We start from the raw sequence: 17,723 nt of genomic DNA, 5'->3' as shown, positions 1-17,723 counted from the left end.
CCTAGGCTGGCTTTCGCGCTTCGATCAGGAAACGAGCAGAGTGGGCGACGAATACACCATCTGCCTCAATACGATCATGTAGTTTCCGCAGCTTCTCCAGGTTGTCTTCCACTGTGAACCCAGGAACGATCCAGATGACCTTGCGCAGGAAGTAAATCACCGCCCCAATATCGTGAAACTCCATCCGCAATCGCTGCGACCGCAAGTCGACCACGTCGAGCCCGGCCTTCTTCGCCCCCTCCACGGCGAAATCGGGATGTCGACTGTTCCGCGTTTGGTCGTCCTGCGGGCCAAGGAAAAACTCGGTCAATTCGAAGACACTTGCCGGACCGACTTGTTGGGAGAAGTAGGTCCCACCCGGAGCCAAGACCCGCGCTATGTCGTCCCAGTAAGCCGTCACCGGGTGTCGGCTCAGCACGAGATCGAACGTGTTGTCGGCGAACGGCAGGGGCGGTTGGTCCTCATCGGCAACCACAGCTACGCCGCGCGGGCTCAACAAGCGCGTGGCCTTCTCAACGTTCGGGGGCCACCCTTCGGTTGCCACCATCAATTTTGGAAGCGTCTCGGCCTCATTGAGGACCTCTCCCCCACCGGTCTGAATATCCAGGGCGGCCTTCGCGGTCGCCAAACGTCGCGCCATGCGCCACGCATAGCCCCAACTGGGACGTTCTTCCCAGGCGCGTCCTTCCAACCACGAGAAGTCCCAACCATCGACGGAGACAGCGTTGGCCTCATCCACCAAATCCACAAAACTACGGTTCATGCGGCTCATCCTGTCACCGCGCGGCTAGGTCAGGCAAAGTAATTACCGAATGGAGTCGTCCGTTTCAGCCATTGCGCCCTCGTGGACAACGGAGACACTGGCAGCCGGCGTCATCGCAAGTGATCGTCAACTTGGATGTCCAGTGCGCGTATCGTGCGGGCGATCGCGATGTATGTCGAGCCAACCAGCACCAGCTCGGCCTGCTCGGCCGGAGTCAACTGCTGATCGACGACGCGCGGGTCCAGTGCGGCCCCGCCTCCAAGATGGTCAGCAAGATGGAGGACCGCGCGCTGGTAGTCGTCGAACAGCGAACTGGGCCACCAGTTCGACACCGCCCCCAACTGTTCCTCGCTCAGGCCCGCCTCCACAGCCATCGGAAGATGATGGGCCAACTCGTACTCGCTGGCTTCCAGCTGCCCAATCCGGACGATCATCAGCTCACGGGCCGATCGTGACGTCTTCGCGTCGAACCGGGCCGCATGAATGAGGTCAAGCAGGGGTGCCAATAGCTCAGGAGTGTGGGCCAGGGCCCGATGCAAGTTGATCGGTGGCCGACCGATCGATTCCAGACGCTGTCTCACCGCTGACGTCATTTCCGTATTTGGAAGCCGACTGATCTGCCCTGAGTCATCTGTTTTCCCTGATGAACGCACTATAGACATACCTTATGACTCAACTCACTTGTGATAGAAGTTACGCACAACGGCTAGTTGTGAAACAATCGTTCAGCGGGCTGACTACGGCCCGCCTTAGAGCCTGCAACGGAGGAGGCCCTAGATGGGTTCGTTCTTTAGTCTTGTCGGCGCGCTCGGCGTAGCCGCCCTCATCATCAGCCTATCGTTCCTGGCGTTCCTCGCTGTCGCCGTAGTGTTCGGCAGTATGTTCCTATCAATGCGCATCCGCGACGCCATTGCCGGATAGTGCCTCTAGGGCTCAGACAGCTTTCATCACCGTCCGCGCAAGCGGCCCTGGGAGGCCAAGCTTCGCGCTACATCTGATCTACTTCGACGGGTGACTCTGTTTTCATAAACCGCAGCCCCATCTGTTTAAACCCCCGCCTGTTCATACGAACGGGTGCGCCTCTATGCCGGTGATGGCTGCCGTCAAGCCCAGCAATTCGGCCCCAGCTGCGAGCCTACCGATCACAGTCATCAACGATCATGCGACTGATCCCTGGCCGAAAATTCTGCCGTCGACTACCTCTTTCTCCAGCTGTGCGGCCGGTTCAACGTTCCTGAAGAGCATGATCGAGTGGGCACTCGCAGGCGATGATCGCGCTGTCGATCTCCTCCAGCATTCACGAGGCTTTGCATACCAGCGGCTTGTCCGTCCCTGTCATTTCGCACCGGGGACAGTCCTGCATCACGTTTCCGCCGCGCGACGGATTGATACCGATATGAGGATTCTCAGTTCGCGAAAACATGTCTTTGAAGGCTTCCGCCGCTGACGGGTAACTCAGCATCAGTCAAGAGCGGCTCTAGCTTCTACACTTCGAGACTTCGAGACTTCGAGACTTCGAGACTTCGAGACTTCGAGACTTCGAGACTTCGAGACTTCGAGACTTCGAGACTTCGAGACTTCGAGACTTCGAGACTTCGAACGAGGATAGAAAATGCTAGCAAGCAAGCCACCAAGCGTCTGCATACAAAAAGGCCCCGAAAATCAGGGCCTTGTCGTGGTTTGTCACTACCTATAAGAGCTCACAACGCCCAGTGCTACAGAGTCAGGAGTGTTGCTTTTGCATCTGGGTTTTGGTGTGTGGGGGTTGGTGTGTGAATAGAGGGCTCTCTTTGACCGTTGTGGTCAAGGAGAGCCCTCTATTTGTGTGTTGGATGCTTGGCGGTGTCCTAGTCTCCCACACCCTCTCGGGTGCAGTACCATCGGCGCTGGGAAACGTAACGACCGGGTTCGGTATGGGTCCGGGTGTAGCCTTCCCGCTATCGCCACCAAGCAAAACGGTGAAACAACTATTTTTATGTCTCGCACTCACGTTCTCCTGTTGGTGGAGGACGTGGTGCGGCAGACTGGTGTGTTCTGTGTTGTTTCAGAATCGTATAGTGTGCGTGCGTGTGTGTTGTGTTTGCTGCGGTGATCACATGCGCCACACACAAGAGTGTGTGTGGGTGTGTTAAGTTCTCGGCCTATTAGTACCAGTCAGCTCCACACATTGCTGTGCTTCCACTTCTGGCCTATCAACCCAGTCATCTTCTGGGGGCCTCTCCCCACCTATGGTGGGACGGAAACCTCATCTCGAAGCAGGCTTCCCGCTTAGATGCTTTCAGCGGTTATCCTTCCCAAACGTAGCCAACCAGCCATGCCCCTGGCGGAACAACTGGCACACCAGCGGTTTGTCCATCCCGGTCCTCTCGTACTAGGGACAGCCCTTCATCAAGTTTCCTACGCGCGCGGCGGATAGAGACCGAACTGTCTCACGACGTTCTAAACCCAGCTCGCGTGCCGCTTTAATGGGCGAACAGCCCAACCCTTGGGACCTGCTCCAGCCCCAGGATGCGACGAGCCGACATCGAGGTGCCAAACCATCCCGTCGATATGGACTCTTGGGGAAGATCAGCCTGTTATCCCCGGGGTACCTTTTATCCGTTAAGCGACACCACATCCGTACGTTGGTGCCGGATCACTAGCCCCTACTTTCGTACCTGCTCGACACGTCCGTCTCACAGTCAAGCACCCTTATACGCTTACACTCACCGACTGGTTTCCAACCAGCCCGAGGGTACCTTTGGGCGCCTCCGTTACCATTTAGGAGGCAACCGCCCCAGTTAAACTACCCACCAGGCACTGTCCCTCAACCCGATAAGGGTCGTAGGTTAGACGCCTAAGACAACCAGAGTGGTATTTCACCAATAACTCCACAACCACTAGCGTGGCTGCTTCACAGTTTCCCACCTATCCTACACAAGAAGCCTCAAACACCAATACCAAGCTATAGTAAAGGTCCCGGGGTCTTTTCGTCCTGCCGCGCGAAACGAGCATCTTTACTCGTATTGCAATTTCGCCGGGCCTGTGGTTGAGACAGCGAGGAAGTCGTTACGCCATTCGTGCAGGTCGGAACTTACCCGACAAGGAATTTCGCTACCTTAGGATGGTTATAGTTACCACCGCCGTTTACTGGCGCTTCAATTCACCACGACAGACCCGAAAGTCTTAATGGATCCTCTTAACGTTCCAGCACCGGGCAGGCGTCAGTCCATATACATCAAATTACTTCTTCGCATGGACCTGTGTTTTTAGTAAACAGTCGCTTCCTCCGCTTCACTGCGACCACCACCAGCATCTAGGCGCATGCCCAACCAGTGATGGCCCCCCTTCTCCCGAAGTTACGGGGGCAATTTGCCGAGTTCCTTAACCACAGTTCACCCGAACGCCTCAGTATGCTCTACCTGACTACCTGTGTCGGTTTAGGGTACGGGCCGCATCGCACTCGCTAGAGGCTTTTCTCGACAGCACGGGATCACTACATTCACCACATATGGCTATGCATCAGCGCTCACCCTGCGATGTCACCACCGCTGCATTCCCGGATTTACCTAGGAACACGGGCTACCACCTTGCCCCGCCTATTCCACCAGACGGTATAGCTACCCCACTGCGTCACCCCATCACTACACTACTAAGGAAAGGGACCCTAACACACACAACAACCCCCACCACCCAAAGGGCAGCAGAAGCCGCGCACATGCCAGTTAGCACAATCCCGTTCGCACTATACGCACAACGCGGGTACCGGAATATCAACCGGTTATCCATCGACTACGCCTTTCGGCCTCGCCTTAGGCCCCGACTAACCCAGAGCGGAACAGCCGTCCTCTGGAACCCTTAGTCAATCGGCGGGAGGGATTCTCACCCTCCAAATCGCTACTCATGCCTGCATTCTCACTCCCACGCATTCCACAGCTCCTCACAGAACTGCTTCACCACACGCAGGACGCTCCCCTACCCAAACCAGCCACCACATGGATGACTGTATTTGCCACGGCTTCGGCGGTGTGCTTAGCCCCGCTACATTATCGGCGCGAAACCACTCGACCAGTGAGCTATTACGCACTCTTTCAAGGATGGCTGCTTCTAAGCCAACCTCCTGGCTGTCTACGCGACCACACATCCTTTCCCACTTAGCACACCCTTAGGGGCCTTAGCCGGTGATCTGGGCTGTTTCCCTCTCGACTATGAAGCTTATCCCCCACAGTCTCACTGCCACCCACCACTTAGTCGCATTCGCAGTTTAGCTGATCTCAGTAACCAATAAGGCCCATTAACCAACCAGAGCTCTACCACAACCAAGCTAGGTATGACGCTGCACCTAAATGCATTTCGGGGAGAACCAGCTATCACGGAGTTTGATTGGCCTTTCACCCCTACCCACACCTCATCCCCTCAGTTTTCAACCTAAGTGGGTTCGGGCCTCCACGACCTCTTACAGCCGCTTCACCCTGGACATGGGTAGATCACTCCGCTTCGGGTCTAAAACGCACAACTCAACCGCCCTATTCAGACTCGCTTTCGCTACGGCTCCCCAACACTGGTTAACCTCGCTGCACACCTTAACTCGCAGGCTCATTCTTCAAAAGGCACGCCATCACCCACCCCGCACACAAAAGCATACGGCCAGGCTCTGACGGATTATCAGCACATGGTTTCAGGAACTATTTCACTCCCCTCCCGGGGTACTTTTCACCATTCCCTCACGGTACTATCCACTATCGGTCACCGGAAGTATTTAGGCTTACCAGACGGTCCTGGCAGATTCACACAAGACTCCACGAATCCTGTACTACTCGAGAACAACACCAGATGCACACTAAAGGGCCTTCACCTACGGGACTCTCACCCACTACGGCAGCGCTTCCCAACGCCTTCAGCTAACCCCAAGCACACACCCGATCCCCGGCAGGAAATCACGGCATCATCTCACAACCCCAGATCCGCAACGGCTGCCGCCTTGACACGAACCTAGTTTAGCCTCCTGCGCTTTCGCTCACCACTACTCACACAATCACTACTTGTTTTCTCTTCCAGCGGGTACTGAGATGTTTCACTTCCCCGCGTCACCACAACCCGCCCTATACATTCAAGCGGGAGCGACCGAGCACAAACCCGGCCAGGTTTCCCCATTCGGACACCCTGGGATCACAGCCCTGCTGGCGACTCCCCCAGGCCTATCGCGGCCTCACACGTCCTTCATCGGCTTCCGGCACCAAGGCATCCACCATGCGCCCTACACAACTTAACCACACAACACATGCAATCAAGCAAACAAAACAAAGACACTCACGCACACTATACAAATCTCAAACAACACACCACCACCACAAAAACCCCCAACCCCCTCCAAAACTCAACCCCCCACCCACCCCCACAACAGGGAACAGACAGAGAGCCAAATCTCAAAGAAAACCCATAAAGGAAAACGGGAATCTTCGTGGTACCAGTCCAGAGGTTGTTACCTCAGGACCCAACAGGATGCCACCACCAGCACCAAAATGCTCAGCAGTGTTAAGGATAGAAAATGTGCTTAATATAAAGAATCGCGCTCACACGAGGAAACCACCAACACCACACCAGAACCAAACAACTAACCAACAGTCAGTCACTTATGCACTCGATGCGTTTGGTGGTCGTCGATGACGCATCCCTGATGGATGCGTATGAGCTCCTTAGAAAGGAGGTGATCCAGCCGCACCTTCCGGTACGGCTACCTTGTTACGACTTCGTCCCAATTGCCAGCCCCACCTTCGACCACTCCCCCCAGATAAATCTGGTTGGGCCGTGGGCTTCGGGTGTTGCCAACTTTCGTGACGTGACGGGCGGTGTGTACAAGGCCCGAGAACGTATTCACCGCAGCGTTGCTGATCTGCGATTACTAGCGACTCCAACTTCACGAAGTCGAGTTGCAGACTTCGATCCGAACTGAGAACGGCTTTACAGAGATTCGCTCCACCTCACGGCTTCGCAACCCGCTGTACCGTCCATTGTAGCATGCGTGAAGCCCTGGACATAAGGGGCATGATGACTTGACCTCATCCCCACCTTCCTCCGAGTTAACCCCGGCAGTCTCCTGCAAGTCCCCACCATAACGTGCTGGCAATACAGGATAAGGGTTGCGCTCGTTGCGGGACTTAACCCAACATCTCACGACACGAGCTGACGACAGCCATGCACCACCTGTCACCCAGTCCGAAGAAAACCCTATCTCTAGGGCAGTCCGGGTGATGTCAAACCCAGGTAAGGTTCTTCGCGTTGCATCGAATTAATCCGCATGCTCCGCCGCTTGTGCGGGCCCCCGTCAATTCCTTTGAGTTTTAGCCTTGCGGCCGTACTCCCCAGGCGGGGCGCTTAATGCGTTAGCTACGGCACAGAACAAACAAATGCTGCCCCACACCTAGCGCCCACCGTTTACAGCATGGACTACCAGGGTATCTAATCCTGTTCGCTCCCCATGCTTTCGCTCCTCAGCGTCAGTACAAGCCCAGAGACCCGCCTTCGCCACCGGTATTCCTCCGCATATCTGCGCATTCCACCGCTACACGCGGAATTCCAGTCTCCCCTACTTGCCTCAAGCCCGCCCGTATCCGACGCAAAACCCCGGTTAAGCCGAGGCCTTTCACGCCAGACGCGACAGGCCGCCTACGAGCCCTTTACGCCCAATAATTCCGGACAACGCTTGCCCCCTACGTCTTACCGCGGCTGCTGGCACGTAGTTAGCCGGAGCTTATTCATAACCTACCGTCAACACAAGAAAACCTGTGCCTTCGTCAGAAATAAAAGAGGTTTACAACCCGAAAGCCGTCATCCCTCACGCGGCGTCGCTGCATCAGGCTTTCGCCCATTGTGCAATATTCCCCACTGCTGCCTCCCGTAGGAGTCTGGGCCGTATCTCAGTCCCAATGTGACCGACCGCCCTCTCAGGCCGGTTACCCGTCAACGTCTTGGTAGGCCATCACCCCACCAACAAACTGATAGGCCGCAAGCCCCTCTCAAACCAGAAACCCTTTCCACACCCCCACATGCGTGGGAATGTGAATATCCGGTATTAGCCCGCGTTTCCACGAGTTATCCCAAAGTCTGAGGCAGGTTACTCACGTGTTACTCACCCGTTCGCCACTCGAGTACTCCCGAAGGAGCCTTTCCGTTCGACTTGCATGTGTGAAGCACGCCGCCAGCGTTCGTCCTGAGCCAGGATCAAACTCTCCAACAAAAAACTATGTTAAAAAGACACCTGACCGAATTTAACAACAAAACACCAGCACAAAAAATGCCAATAATAATGTCAAGGAAAAGACAGTCAAACAAAGACCAAACAAAACACACACAACAGCAACCAGCCAAAACCAGCCACCATCAACGCGCACCCTGCAGGCCCACACATCGACTATCCAAACACCCTGTTGAGTTCTCAAACAACAACCCCCACCCAGACACAACCCAGCCAAAACCAGACCACAACCTGAGAAGAGCAACCCCACAACACTACCAGAACAAGAACCAGCGCCCAAAACCGGGCACCGAAACTCATTCTAGGTAATAATGAGAGACCCCTCGGGAAATCTAACAGCCGCGCCAGTGCCGTTTGGCCTGTCAGCGGTTCCTGTTTTCTTCGTTCCCCTCGGACAAGAAGTAACTATACGCGACCCATGGGGGTGGCTGTCAAGGGGGGTCGACCTTAGCTGCGGCTCCCCCTTGAGCTGCCATTATGTCGTTTTCGGGCGCAGCGGGACCCGAACGTACACCGATCGCCGTTTGGGCTATCGATGCTTAGAGAGGACGTGAACCAGAGGCCCGCAGGGCTGGACGGGTGAACTTGCGGCTGAGCTTGGCGATAAAGCGACGGGGTCGGCGAGGCATCAGGTGCGCCATGACGAAGTTGCCTCCCCCAGGCACTACATAGCCGCGGTTGCGATCGAGAGCCTTGAGACTCTTGCTGACCACAAATTCCGGGCTTGTAGCCCGGGGACCAAGAGACTCTCTGACAATGCCGCTGTTGGCGAAGAACGGCGTCGCGACTGGCCCCGGCGCGACCGCCAGAACTTTCACCCCACGCCCCTGGTACTCGCTCCACAACGAGAGGCTGAAGTTCAAGACGTAGGCCTTGGTCGAGGAATAGACAGCGAAGTAGGCGGCGGGATTGAACCCAGCTGTTGAAGCGACATTGATGACCGAGCCGCGACCTCGCGCAGCCATGTCGGGGATGAACTGTTTGGTCAGGTCGGTCAATGCCACGACGTTGAGCATGACTTCGTCATGCTCCCGATCCGCCGGGATGGATTCAAAATGCCCGACGGTGCCAAAACCGGCGTTGTTCACAAGGACATCCACATCGTGGCCCAGCCGCCGCACCTGGTCGACTACCGCCAAAGCCGCCTGCGACTCAGTGAGGTCCTGGCAGATGACCTCTACCTCTCGTCCATGTGTCGAGCGAATTTCGTCGGCCAGTTCCATCATGGCGGTTTTGGTTCGGGCGACCAAAATCAGGTTATGGCCGCGCTGAGCCAGCTGGCGGGAGAACTCAGCTCCGATACCGGACGAGGCACCGGTCACGAGCGCCCAGGTCACATTTGTCATGCCAATTCTCCTTCATCGAGCATCTAATTGATACGTAGAGTACTATGTAATACCATTAACTGCAACTTATTGGTTCAGTTATGGAGGGATCTAGCTCTCGGCGTACTATGCAGGCGAGGACCAGGAGGACCGATTCATGGCACGAGAAAACTCAAAAAGCCTGCGCGCAGACGCCCAGCGCAGCGCCATCGCCATTTTGGAGGCTGCTGAACGGGTGCTCAGCATCGATTCGGCGGCGACCTTGGAGCGAATCGCCGAAGCCGCTGGCGTTTCCAGGACGACGATCCACCGCCGCTACAGCAACCGCGACGCCCTGTTGGCAAGCCTGGCTCAGAACGCGCACCAGCTCCTCACCGAAGCCATAGCCTCGGCCCGACCGCAATCCGCTCCCCCACTAGTCGCACTCCACCAAGCGACAGCCAATATCCTCATCGTAAAGGCGAAATGGCCCTATTCCCTGGGGCTGGACCTAAGCCCAGACCTGCGCGAACAGGTACACGAACACGTCTACCGGCCCTGCGAAACCGTATTTCGAAGAGCCCAGGAAACCGGACACATTCGGGCAAATGTCGACCTCACCTGGGCGCGCCTTGTCTATTTCGCCCTCCTCAAGGCGGCTGTTGTCACCCACCTGGACACTCATGACTCTGATGCCACCGGGCAGGAGGGAACCTTCGATGCCGCCACAGCAGACCAAACGGCCGCACTGATCATCGACACTCTCTTCACAGGCATCGGCCCCACGTAACGACGCGAGCCAGGGACCCGCACAGCGCCCTGTGCGACGTTGCTTTTGCAGAATCGCCTCGGTCGATCGGGCCGCGAACCCAGCTCGGAGAGATACGATTCAGCCGGGCAGGGAATATTGAGCGTCAATGTCAAGGAGGCATATCTCATGACCGTAACTCGCACCGCCAGCACCAATTGGCAAGGTGACCTCCCGTCCGGCGAAGGAGTCGTGACGTTCGTTTCCTCGGGTATCGAAAAAACTCCCGTGTCATGGCCGGCGCGTTCGGAGAAGCCCAACGGAAAGACCAGCCCCGAGGAGCTCATCGCGGCCGCGCATTCGGCATGTTATTCGATGGCGCTCTCAGCGGGACTGGGCAAGGCCGGGTACACCGCCGAGGACATCGAGACTCAGGCATACGTGGACTTCAAGGCCGGAACCGGTATCACCGGTATCTCACTGAATGTACGAGCGTCGGTTCCCGGCATTGGCGCGGATGAGTTCGCGCAGATCGCGGAGGCGACCAAAACCGGCTGCCCAGTCAGCCAGGCCCTGCAGTCGGTGCCCATTAGTTTGGACGCCGCGCTGCGCTAGGGTTGATAGATACCTGAGAAAACTACATACCCAGCAGTTTTACTGGCATATGGGCGGGACCTTCGAGACAGGGGTACACGCAGTCGTCCTTCACACCGATGCGACCTCACAAAACGTGGTCTAGGTGGGTGGGAGACGGGCGTAGCCCCTGTCTCTGGTACCGCCTTTGGCATGATTCCGACAGAGCCGTCGGCATCGGGAACAACGATCGTCTTTGGCGGTGAACATCCTGATGAGGCGTGCCACCCACGCCTTGCCAACAAATTGCCCGACAACAACGATGCACCGTAAAGGAGGTCGAATCCGCCATGAGTACCCCAGAAAACACTGGTAGGCGGTTCCGCGCATACACCATCCGTCACCTGGATGAACTCTTGCAGCGGGCGAAACTGACGGAGGAGCAAAGGCTCCGCACACGTGCGGTAGCTTCGGTGTTGCCTTTTCGCACAAACGAGTATGTCCTCGATGAGCTCATCGACTGGGACAACGCCCTCGAAGACCCCATGTTCCGGCTCGTCTTCCCCCAGGAGGACATGCTCCCGGCTGAGGATGTCGACCGTATCGCCCACCTCATCAAGACTGACGCGCCCAAAGCCGAGATCACTGGCACGGCCAACGAGATCCGGTTCAAACTCAACCCGCACCCGGCAGGGCAGCAAGAGTTGAACCTACCCAAGTTCGAAGACGAAACCGTCGAAGGTTTGCAGCACAAATACAAAGAGACTGTGCTGTTCTTCCCCCAGCAGGGACAGACCTGCCACGCGTACTGCACCTACTGTTTCCGTTGGGCCCAGTTCGTGGGTATTAGCGAGCTGAAGATCGCCTCGAACGATGTCGAGCGGCTCACCGGCTACGTCCGCAATCACCCCGAGGTGACAAGCGTTCTGCTCACTGGCGGCGACCCCATGATCATGGGTGAGACTGTTCTGAGCAAGTACATCGATCCATTGCTGGAGATGGACCACATTGAGTCCATCCGAATCGGTTCGAAGGCTCTGGCTTACTGGCCTCAGCGATTCGTGACCGATCCCGATGCCGATGACACGCTGCGGCTGTTTGAAAGAGTCGTCAAGTCCGGGCGCAACCTTGCGTTCATGGCGCACTTCTCCCATCATCGGGAAATGGAGTCCGACCTGGTTCAGGAGGCGGTACGCCGAATCCTGAACACCGGGGCGACAATCCGCACCCAGGCTCCTTTGATCCGCACGATCAACGACACTGCCGAGCAGTGGGCTGGCATGTGGCGGACCCAGCACAAGATGGGCATGATTCCGTACTACATGTTCGTCGAGCGTGACACAGGACCGCAGGACTATTTCTCAGTACCGCTGTACAAGGCGTGGGAAATCTACCGGGATGCGCTGGCTCAGGTCTCCGGACTGTGCCGGACCGTCCGCGGACCGTCGATGTCGGCCACGCCTGGCAAAGTCGTCGTCGATGGCGTAACCGAGGTCAACGGCGAGAAAATCTTCGCGCTGCGAATGTTGCAGGCAAGAGACCCTGACCTGGTCGGGCGCCCATTCTTCGCGAAGTTTGACGAAAACGCGATTTGGCTCGACCACTTGAAGCCCGCTTTTGCGGATCGGTTTCCCTTTCAGCAGTAAGCGCTGCTGAACAAGCAGCCATCTCAACCAGGAGTACGTTCTTGCATAGGCCTCAGTGCTGAAGGCAGGGAGCTTCATGAATATGGAGGCGTGCGCGGCAAACATCGCCGCTGCATCTACTGAGTTGACGCATAGCGTGAGGGGCACGACCAGCTGGTCGTGCCCCTCACGCTATGCGTTCAGCTGTGGAGTCTGCGCAAAAACTCCACATTGATGGCCTCGAGTGAATCCACAATATGGAGCTGTCCCGGCGCAGCTTGGGGAACGCTGGTGAGGCTAGGCACTCCGACCACAGTGCAGCCAGCACCGATGCCGCTGGTCATGCCGGACCAAGAGTCTTCGATAACGATGGCGTTGTCGCTTGTGACTCCGAGTTGGGCGAGGGCTTTGGTATAGGGCTCGGGTGCGGGTTTCTTTTCGGTGACGTCGTCGCCGGTGATGGTGATGGTGAAGTTATGGCGTCCGAGTTGGTCGAGTAGGACTTCGGTCAGGCTGCGGCGGGTTGCGGTGACCAGGGCGGTGAGGTATCCGGCTTCGACTACGGATCCGAGGAGTTCTTGGGCTCCGGGTTGCCATTCGACGCCGTCTTTGAGTAGCTCGGTCATGCGGGCGACGACCCATTCGCGCCACTGGTTGGTGTCTTCCTCGGCTCGCCCGAGGTCGTTGAGGAGCAGCGGGATGCTGTACTCCTCGGATTTACCGACCATGTCGATGCGCACTGAGTCCCTGAGGGTGCCGCCGAGTTCGCGGGCCATGTCTTCGAGAGCGACGTCCCAGAGGGATTCGGAGTCCACTAGGGTTCCGTCCATGTCGAAGAGGACGGCGTGCAGAAAGTCAGTCACTCTGTCACCTTAGGTTGTCTGGTTGGGGCGGTCGGGTCTGCGGGGGTGGAGGGTGTCAATGAGCCGTGGTGGCGCTTGGTGGTCGGTGGTCGCGGGAGAAGGTCGGCTGTAAAACGACGAACGCGCTGAGGCGATGGTGCCTCAGCGCGCGGTCTTAAAGTGTGCATCGGGTTCGATGCGTTTCGGTAGCTCCATTGTGATGGCTTTTCTAAGTGGGTTTCCCTGGGGGAAACGTGAACTGTGAGTTCCTTAGCGGGATACCTGGACGTTTCGCTCCAGGCGCGTCGCCATGCGGTGCAGGGCCGATGCGGTGGTGCGACGCAGGCGTCCACGGTTAGCCATCCGTTGCTGGAAGCGCTCGTTGGCGCGTCCGTCGTCAACAATCGGCGCGGTCGGCAGCGCGGAGTGAGCGAAGCGGCGGGCGGCGTCGACGGCGAGGTAGCTTGAGTAGAACTCCATGGTGATTCCTTTTCTGGGCAGGATTGCTGCCGGTTAAGTGGTATGTGATGTCTCGGGTGGGATGTGCTCTCTTGGCGGCGGTGCGTGGGTTTGCCTTGTGGGCAAGGTTCTTCGCCCTTGGGTTTCGAAGAAGTCGCACCGATTGCCGGATGTGGCGGGGTTGCGTTTGAGAGCGGTGGTTGCAGGTGTCGAAGACGCCTTTGTCGACATCTGCTGTGGAGTCCGATCACTGATTCCACGTGCGGCCGTTCAAGTTCAACCAGCTGGTGATCGTTGAGCTGTGTTGTTCTTGTTTGGCTTACGCCTTAATGCTACGCATGGACGCCTTGAGAATGTAAGGCGTTTTTGCCTGCGTCACACGTATTCGTGATCACACTGGCAGTGGTTGACCCTTTTTAACATGGCAGCGATGCCCTGGTTAACAGTTGTTAATACTGCCGAAATGTTCCCCAGCCTTAGATTCACTGGGATATCGAATCGTAATCGTGGTGACCATCACGTGACGCAGGACAGTATTTGCTTGGTTACGGAACTTGTTTGCGCAGTTCAACGCGCATTGAAGTAGCTCGCCTCCGGATGATGCAGCACGATTGCGTCAGTCGACTGTTCGGGATGCAGCTGATCGCCTTCCGATAGTTCGACGCCGATGCGCTCGGCCTCAAGCAGGTCAACCAAGGCGCGTCGGTCGGAAATATCGGGGCAGGCGGGGTAGCCAAAGGAATAGCGACAGCCACGGAAGCCGACATCCAAGATGCCGCGTAGCTCAGCGGGGTCGGAGTCAACGACAGCGCCGCCTGAGGGCAAGGTCCATTCAGAGCGAATGCGGCGGTGCCAGTATTCGGCCAACGCCTCTGTCAGCTGCACGGTGAGCCCATGCACTTCCAAGTAATCGCGGTAGGCGTTCTCGGCGAAGAGCTTGGCAGTGTAATCGCTAGCTGGCCTGCCAATGGTGACCAGCTGCATCCCGATGACGTCCAGGGGCCCTTCCCCTTTAGCTCGAATGAAGTCCGCTAGGCACAGACGGCGTTCACGACGCTGGCGGGGGAATGTGAAGCGCGTGCGTTCGGAGTGACCATTTTCGTCCAGGATGACGATCGTGTTGCCCTCAGAATAGGCCGGGAAGTAGCCGTAGACGGCCGCGGCTTCGAGGACACCGTCTGCGGCAAGGCGGTCCAGCCAATAACGTAGGCGTGGCCGCCCCTCGGTTTCGACCAGTTCTTCGTATGAGGGCCCGTCGTCTCCTCGAGTTGGGCGTAGACCCCACTGACCTAGGAACGTGGCGCGTTCGTCGAGCATTGATGCGTACTCGGCTAGGGCGATTCCCTTAACGACGCGAGTGCCGAAGAACGGAGGCACGGGGATCTCGGTGTGGGGGTCGACGTCGGAACGCACGCTGGTGTCGTCGAGATCGGGCAGAGTTTCGGTCACCACCGCCGCGTGGCGTTCCCGTCGTTCGCGACGCTGCTGGATCTTTCGCTGGCGAGCCTCATCGAGGATGGGGGCCCCGGTGGCCCGGGAGGTCATCACTTTGTCCATGAGGTTGAGGCCCTCAAAAGCATCCCGCGCGTAGAGGACATCCCCTCCAGTGAACATGTCACGGAGATCGTCTTCGACATAGGAGCGAGTCAGGGCGGCTCCACCAAGTAGGACGGGCCAGCGCCCGGCCATTCCGCGCGCCATCATTTCGGCAAGGTTGTCTTTCATGATGACGGTGGACTTGACGAGTAGTCCGCTCATGCCGATGACGTCGGCGTCGTGTTCTTCGGCCGCGTCGAGGATCGCGTTGATGGGTTGTTTGATGCCGAGGTTGACGACGGTGTAGCCGTTGTTGGACAGGATGATGTCAACGAGGTTTTTGCCAATGTCGTGCACGTCGCCGCGCACGGTGGCGAGGACGATGGTGCCTTTGCCCGAGGAGTCCGTCTTTTCCATGTGAGGTTCGAGGTGGGCCACGGCGGTTTTCATGACCTCGGCGGATTGCAAGACGAACGGTAGTTGCATTTTTCCAGAGCCGAAGAGGTCTCCGACGACTTTCATTCCTTCGAGCAGGTGGTTGTTGATGATCTCGAGGGCGGAGCTGTCTTGCAGGGCTTCTTCAAGGTCGTCGTGGAGGCCGTTTTTTTCTCCGTCTACGATGCGTTGCCGCAGCCGGTCCCCCAGGGGGAGCGCGGCGAGCGCTTCGGCACGGGAGGCTTTCGAGGAGGCCGCGTCGACGCCTTCGAATAGTTCGATGAGGCGCTGGAGTGGGTCGTAGTCTTCTCTGCGCCGGTCATAGACCAGGTCGAGGGCGACTTGGTACTGCTGTTGGGGTATTGAGGCGATGGGCAGGATCTTGGAGGCGTGGACGATGGCGGAGGTGAGTCCGGCTTGGACGCACTCATGGAGGAACACCGAGTTGAGGACTTGGCGGGCAGCGGGGTTGAGGCCAAAGGAGATGTTGGAGACGCCCAGGGTGAAGTTCACACCTGGGTATTGTTCGCTGATCGCGCGGATCGCCTCGATGGTTTCGATTCCGTCGCGGCGGGTTTCTTCTTGTCCGGTGGAGATGGGGAATGTCAGGCAGTCGACAAAAATGTCGGCGCGGTTGAGGCCCCAGCGGCCGGTGAGGTCGTCGATGAGCCGGGAGGCGACGGCAAGTTTCCACTCTTTGGTGCGGGCTTGCCCCTCTTCGTCGATGCAGAGGGCAACGACGGACGCGCCGTGCTCGGCCACCAGTGGCATCATGCGGGCGTAGCGGGATTCGGGGCCATCGCCGTCTTCGAAGTTGACCGAGTTGACAATGGAGCGACCGCCCAGACTTTCCAACCCCGCTTCAATGACTGCCGGTTCGGTCGAGTCGAGCATGATGGGCAGTGTGGAGGCGGTCGCGAAGCGGCCGGCCAGCTGGCGCATGTCCTCGGCCCCGTCACGTCCGACGTAGTCCACACATAGGTCCAGAAGGTGCGAGCCTCCTCGGGCTTGCTCGCGAGCGATCTCGGTGCAGGTGTCGAAATCGGCCTCCAGCATGGCGTTGCGGAACGCTTTCGAGCCGTTGGCGTTGGTGCGTTCACCGACGTTGAGGATCGTGGCGTCTTGAGCGAAGGGCACATGGTGGTAGCTAGAGGACACGCCCGGTTCGATCTGTACTGAGCGTGGCGGAGGCACGGCCCCGGCTAGGCGTCGGCTGAGAACGCGGAAGTGTTCCGGTGTGGTGCCGCAGCATCCGCCAATGAGGTTGATGCCGTAGTCACGGATGAACGTCTCATGGGCGTCGGCAAGTTCATCGGCAGTGAGCGGGTAGTAGGCACCGTTGGGTGTCAATTCGGGTAGTCCCGCGTTGGGCATAACGGAGATAGGCACCTTGGAGTGGCGCGACAGATGGCGCAGGTGCTCAGTCATTTCGGCGGGCCCTGTCGCGCAGTTCATTCCGATGACGTCAATACCCAGGGAGGTCAATGCGGTGAGGGCCGCCCCAATTTCAGAACCGACAAGCATGGTGCCAGTGGTTTCGACGGTGACTTGGGCGATGATTGCCGCATGGATGCCGGTATCGGTGATGGCGCGCTGCGCGCCGATGACCGCCGACTTAGTTTGCAGCAGATCTTGGCTGGTCTCGATGAGGATCGCGTCCGCCCCGCCGTCGAGCAGCCCTGTGGCGCACTCCTGGTAGGCGTCGCGTAGTTGCGCGAACGGAGCGTGTCCGAGGGTAGGAAGTTTAGTTCCAGGCCCCATCGAACCAAGTACGAAGCGTGGATTGTCGGGCGTGGAGGCCTGGTCGCAGGCTTCGCGAGCCAGCCGGGCCGAAGCTGCCGCTACTTCCCGGATGCGATGGGCTATGTCGTATTCGGAGAATCCGCCCAAGTTGGCGTTAAAGCTGTTGGTGCCGACGCATTCGCTACCGGCATCAAGGTAGGCCCCATGAATGTCTCGTACGATATCGGGTCTGGTGACACACAGGATGTCGTTACAGCCTTCGAGGCCGAGAAAATCATCATCGGTGGCGTCGGAATCTTGCAGCATCGTCCCCATCGCTCCGTCGGCGATGACAACGCGACGGGACATGGTTTTCAGCAGCTCATTCTCAGACACGCTTCCAAGGATAGGCCGCCGATGGCGCTTTCTTCGTTAACGTACGGCCCGCGTCCATAGTGTGGACGCGGGCCGCCGATGGCCAC

Annotated in this window: 10 protein-coding genes and 3 rRNA genes; 4 read left to right on the top strand and 9 right to left on the bottom strand. The window is 57.9% G+C overall.

Features of this window, described 5'->3' with window-relative positions; translation table 11 throughout:
- Position 1: 1 nt before the first annotated feature.
- Positions 2 to 763 carry a class I SAM-dependent methyltransferase gene (locus tag JQS30_RS07510; RefSeq protein ID WP_213172737.1) on the bottom strand — a complete coding sequence of 254 codons (762 nt, stop codon included), beginning with the start codon at positions 761 to 763 and terminating at the stop codon, positions 2 to 4.
- Between the two features lie 110 nt (positions 764 to 873).
- Complete coding sequence (locus JQS30_RS07505; protein WP_213172736.1) at positions 874 to 1,344, bottom strand: carboxymuconolactone decarboxylase family protein; 471 nt, start codon at positions 1,342 to 1,344, stop codon at positions 874 to 876.
- Positions 1,345 to 1,540: 196 nt separating this feature from the next.
- Between JQS30_RS07505 and JQS30_RS07500 the strand changes: the two genes are divergently transcribed.
- Entirely contained in the window at positions 1,541 to 1,684 is a 144-nt protein-coding gene (locus JQS30_RS07500; RefSeq protein WP_213172735.1) for a hypothetical protein, read from the top strand.
- Between the two features lie 913 nt (positions 1,685 to 2,597).
- Here JQS30_RS07500 and rrf read toward each other — a convergent pair.
- The 4 genes from rrf to JQS30_RS07480 form a co-directional block, all read right to left on the bottom strand.
- Positions 2,598 to 2,714: ribosomal RNA gene (gene rrf / locus JQS30_RS07495) — 5S ribosomal RNA — on the bottom strand.
- Positions 2,715 to 2,887: 173 nt separating this feature from the next.
- Positions 2,888 to 6,014 (bottom strand): 23S ribosomal RNA (locus tag JQS30_RS07490).
- 428 nt (positions 6,015 to 6,442) lie between these two features.
- Positions 6,443 to 7,979: ribosomal RNA gene (locus JQS30_RS07485) — 16S ribosomal RNA — on the bottom strand.
- Together the 16S, 23S and 5S rRNA genes form the textbook arrangement of a ribosomal RNA operon.
- Positions 7,980 to 8,536: 557 nt before the next feature.
- Entirely contained in the window at positions 8,537 to 9,343 is an 807-nt protein-coding gene (locus JQS30_RS07480) for an SDR family NAD(P)-dependent oxidoreductase (RefSeq protein WP_213172734.1), read from the bottom strand.
- A gap of 136 nt (positions 9,344 to 9,479) precedes the next feature.
- On the opposite strand from JQS30_RS07480, the gene JQS30_RS07475 reads away from it, so the two are divergent.
- The 3 genes from JQS30_RS07475 to JQS30_RS07465 all read left to right on the top strand — a co-directional run bounded on the left by JQS30_RS07475 (position 9,480) and on the right by JQS30_RS07465 (position 12,268).
- Complete coding sequence (locus JQS30_RS07475; protein WP_213172733.1) at positions 9,480 to 10,091, top strand: TetR/AcrR family transcriptional regulator; 612 nt, start codon at positions 9,480 to 9,482, stop codon at positions 10,089 to 10,091.
- 147 nt (positions 10,092 to 10,238) lie between these two features.
- Positions 10,239 to 10,664, top strand: a complete 426-nt coding sequence (locus JQS30_RS07470; RefSeq protein ID WP_213172732.1) for an OsmC family peroxiredoxin — start codon at positions 10,239 to 10,241, stop codon at positions 10,662 to 10,664.
- Positions 10,665 to 10,972: 308 nt separating this feature from the next.
- Positions 10,973 to 12,268 carry a KamA family radical SAM protein gene (locus tag JQS30_RS07465; protein WP_213172731.1) on the top strand — a complete coding sequence of 432 codons (1,296 nt, stop codon included), beginning with the start codon at positions 10,973 to 10,975 and terminating at the stop codon, positions 12,266 to 12,268.
- A gap of 179 nt (positions 12,269 to 12,447) precedes the next feature.
- On the opposite strand, the gene JQS30_RS07460 is transcribed toward JQS30_RS07465, so the two are convergent.
- The 3 genes from JQS30_RS07460 to metH all read right to left on the bottom strand — a co-directional run bounded on the left by JQS30_RS07460 (position 12,448) and on the right by metH (position 17,610).
- Positions 12,448 to 13,110: an HAD family hydrolase gene (locus JQS30_RS07460; protein WP_213172730.1), complete on the bottom strand. Its 663-nt coding sequence runs from the start codon at positions 13,108 to 13,110 to the stop codon at positions 12,448 to 12,450.
- 249 nt (positions 13,111 to 13,359) lie between these two features.
- Positions 13,360 to 13,569, bottom strand: a complete 210-nt coding sequence (locus tag JQS30_RS07455; protein WP_213172729.1) for a hypothetical protein — start codon at positions 13,567 to 13,569, stop codon at positions 13,360 to 13,362.
- 546 nt (positions 13,570 to 14,115) lie between these two features.
- Positions 14,116 to 17,610 (bottom strand): methionine synthase, encoded by a 3,495-nt coding sequence (gene metH / locus JQS30_RS07450; protein WP_343076198.1) that lies wholly within the window; start codon positions 17,608 to 17,610, stop codon positions 14,116 to 14,118.
- Positions 17,611 to 17,723: the final 113 nt, after the last annotated feature.

It is taken from the genome of Natronoglycomyces albus, from assembly GCF_016925535.1.
GTDB classification, from domain to species: Bacteria; Actinomycetota; Actinomycetes; order Mycobacteriales; family Micromonosporaceae; genus Natronoglycomyces; species Natronoglycomyces albus.
This window is presented reverse-complemented; position numbering and strand designations above follow the sequence as displayed.

What these genes read in the sequence shown, in the direction of transcription:
- JQS30_RS07455 (WP_213172729.1), bottom strand. Translation starts at nt 13,569, where the DNA reads ATGGAGTTCTACTCAAGCTACCTCGCCGTCGACGCCGCCCGCCGCTTC.
- JQS30_RS07500 (WP_213172735.1), top strand. Translation starts at nt 1,541, where the DNA reads ATGGGTTCGTTCTTTAGTCTTGTCGGCGCGCTCGGCGTAGCCGCCCTC.
- JQS30_RS07510 (WP_213172737.1), bottom strand. Translation starts at nt 763, where the DNA reads ATGAACCGTAGTTTTGTGGATTTGGTGGATGAGGCCAACGCTGTCTCC.
- JQS30_RS07475 (WP_213172733.1), top strand. Translation starts at nt 9,480, where the DNA reads ATGGCACGAGAAAACTCAAAAAGCCTGCGCGCAGACGCCCAGCGCAGC.
- metH (WP_343076198.1), bottom strand. Translation starts at nt 17,610, where the DNA reads ATGTCCCGTCGCGTTGTCATCGCCGACGGAGCGATGGGGACGATGCTG.
- JQS30_RS07465 (WP_213172731.1), top strand. Translation starts at nt 10,973, where the DNA reads ATGAGTACCCCAGAAAACACTGGTAGGCGGTTCCGCGCATACACCATC.
- JQS30_RS07480 (WP_213172734.1), bottom strand. Translation starts at nt 9,343, where the DNA reads ATGACAAATGTGACCTGGGCGCTCGTGACCGGTGCCTCGTCCGGTATC.
- JQS30_RS07470 (WP_213172732.1), top strand. Translation starts at nt 10,239, where the DNA reads ATGACCGTAACTCGCACCGCCAGCACCAATTGGCAAGGTGACCTCCCG.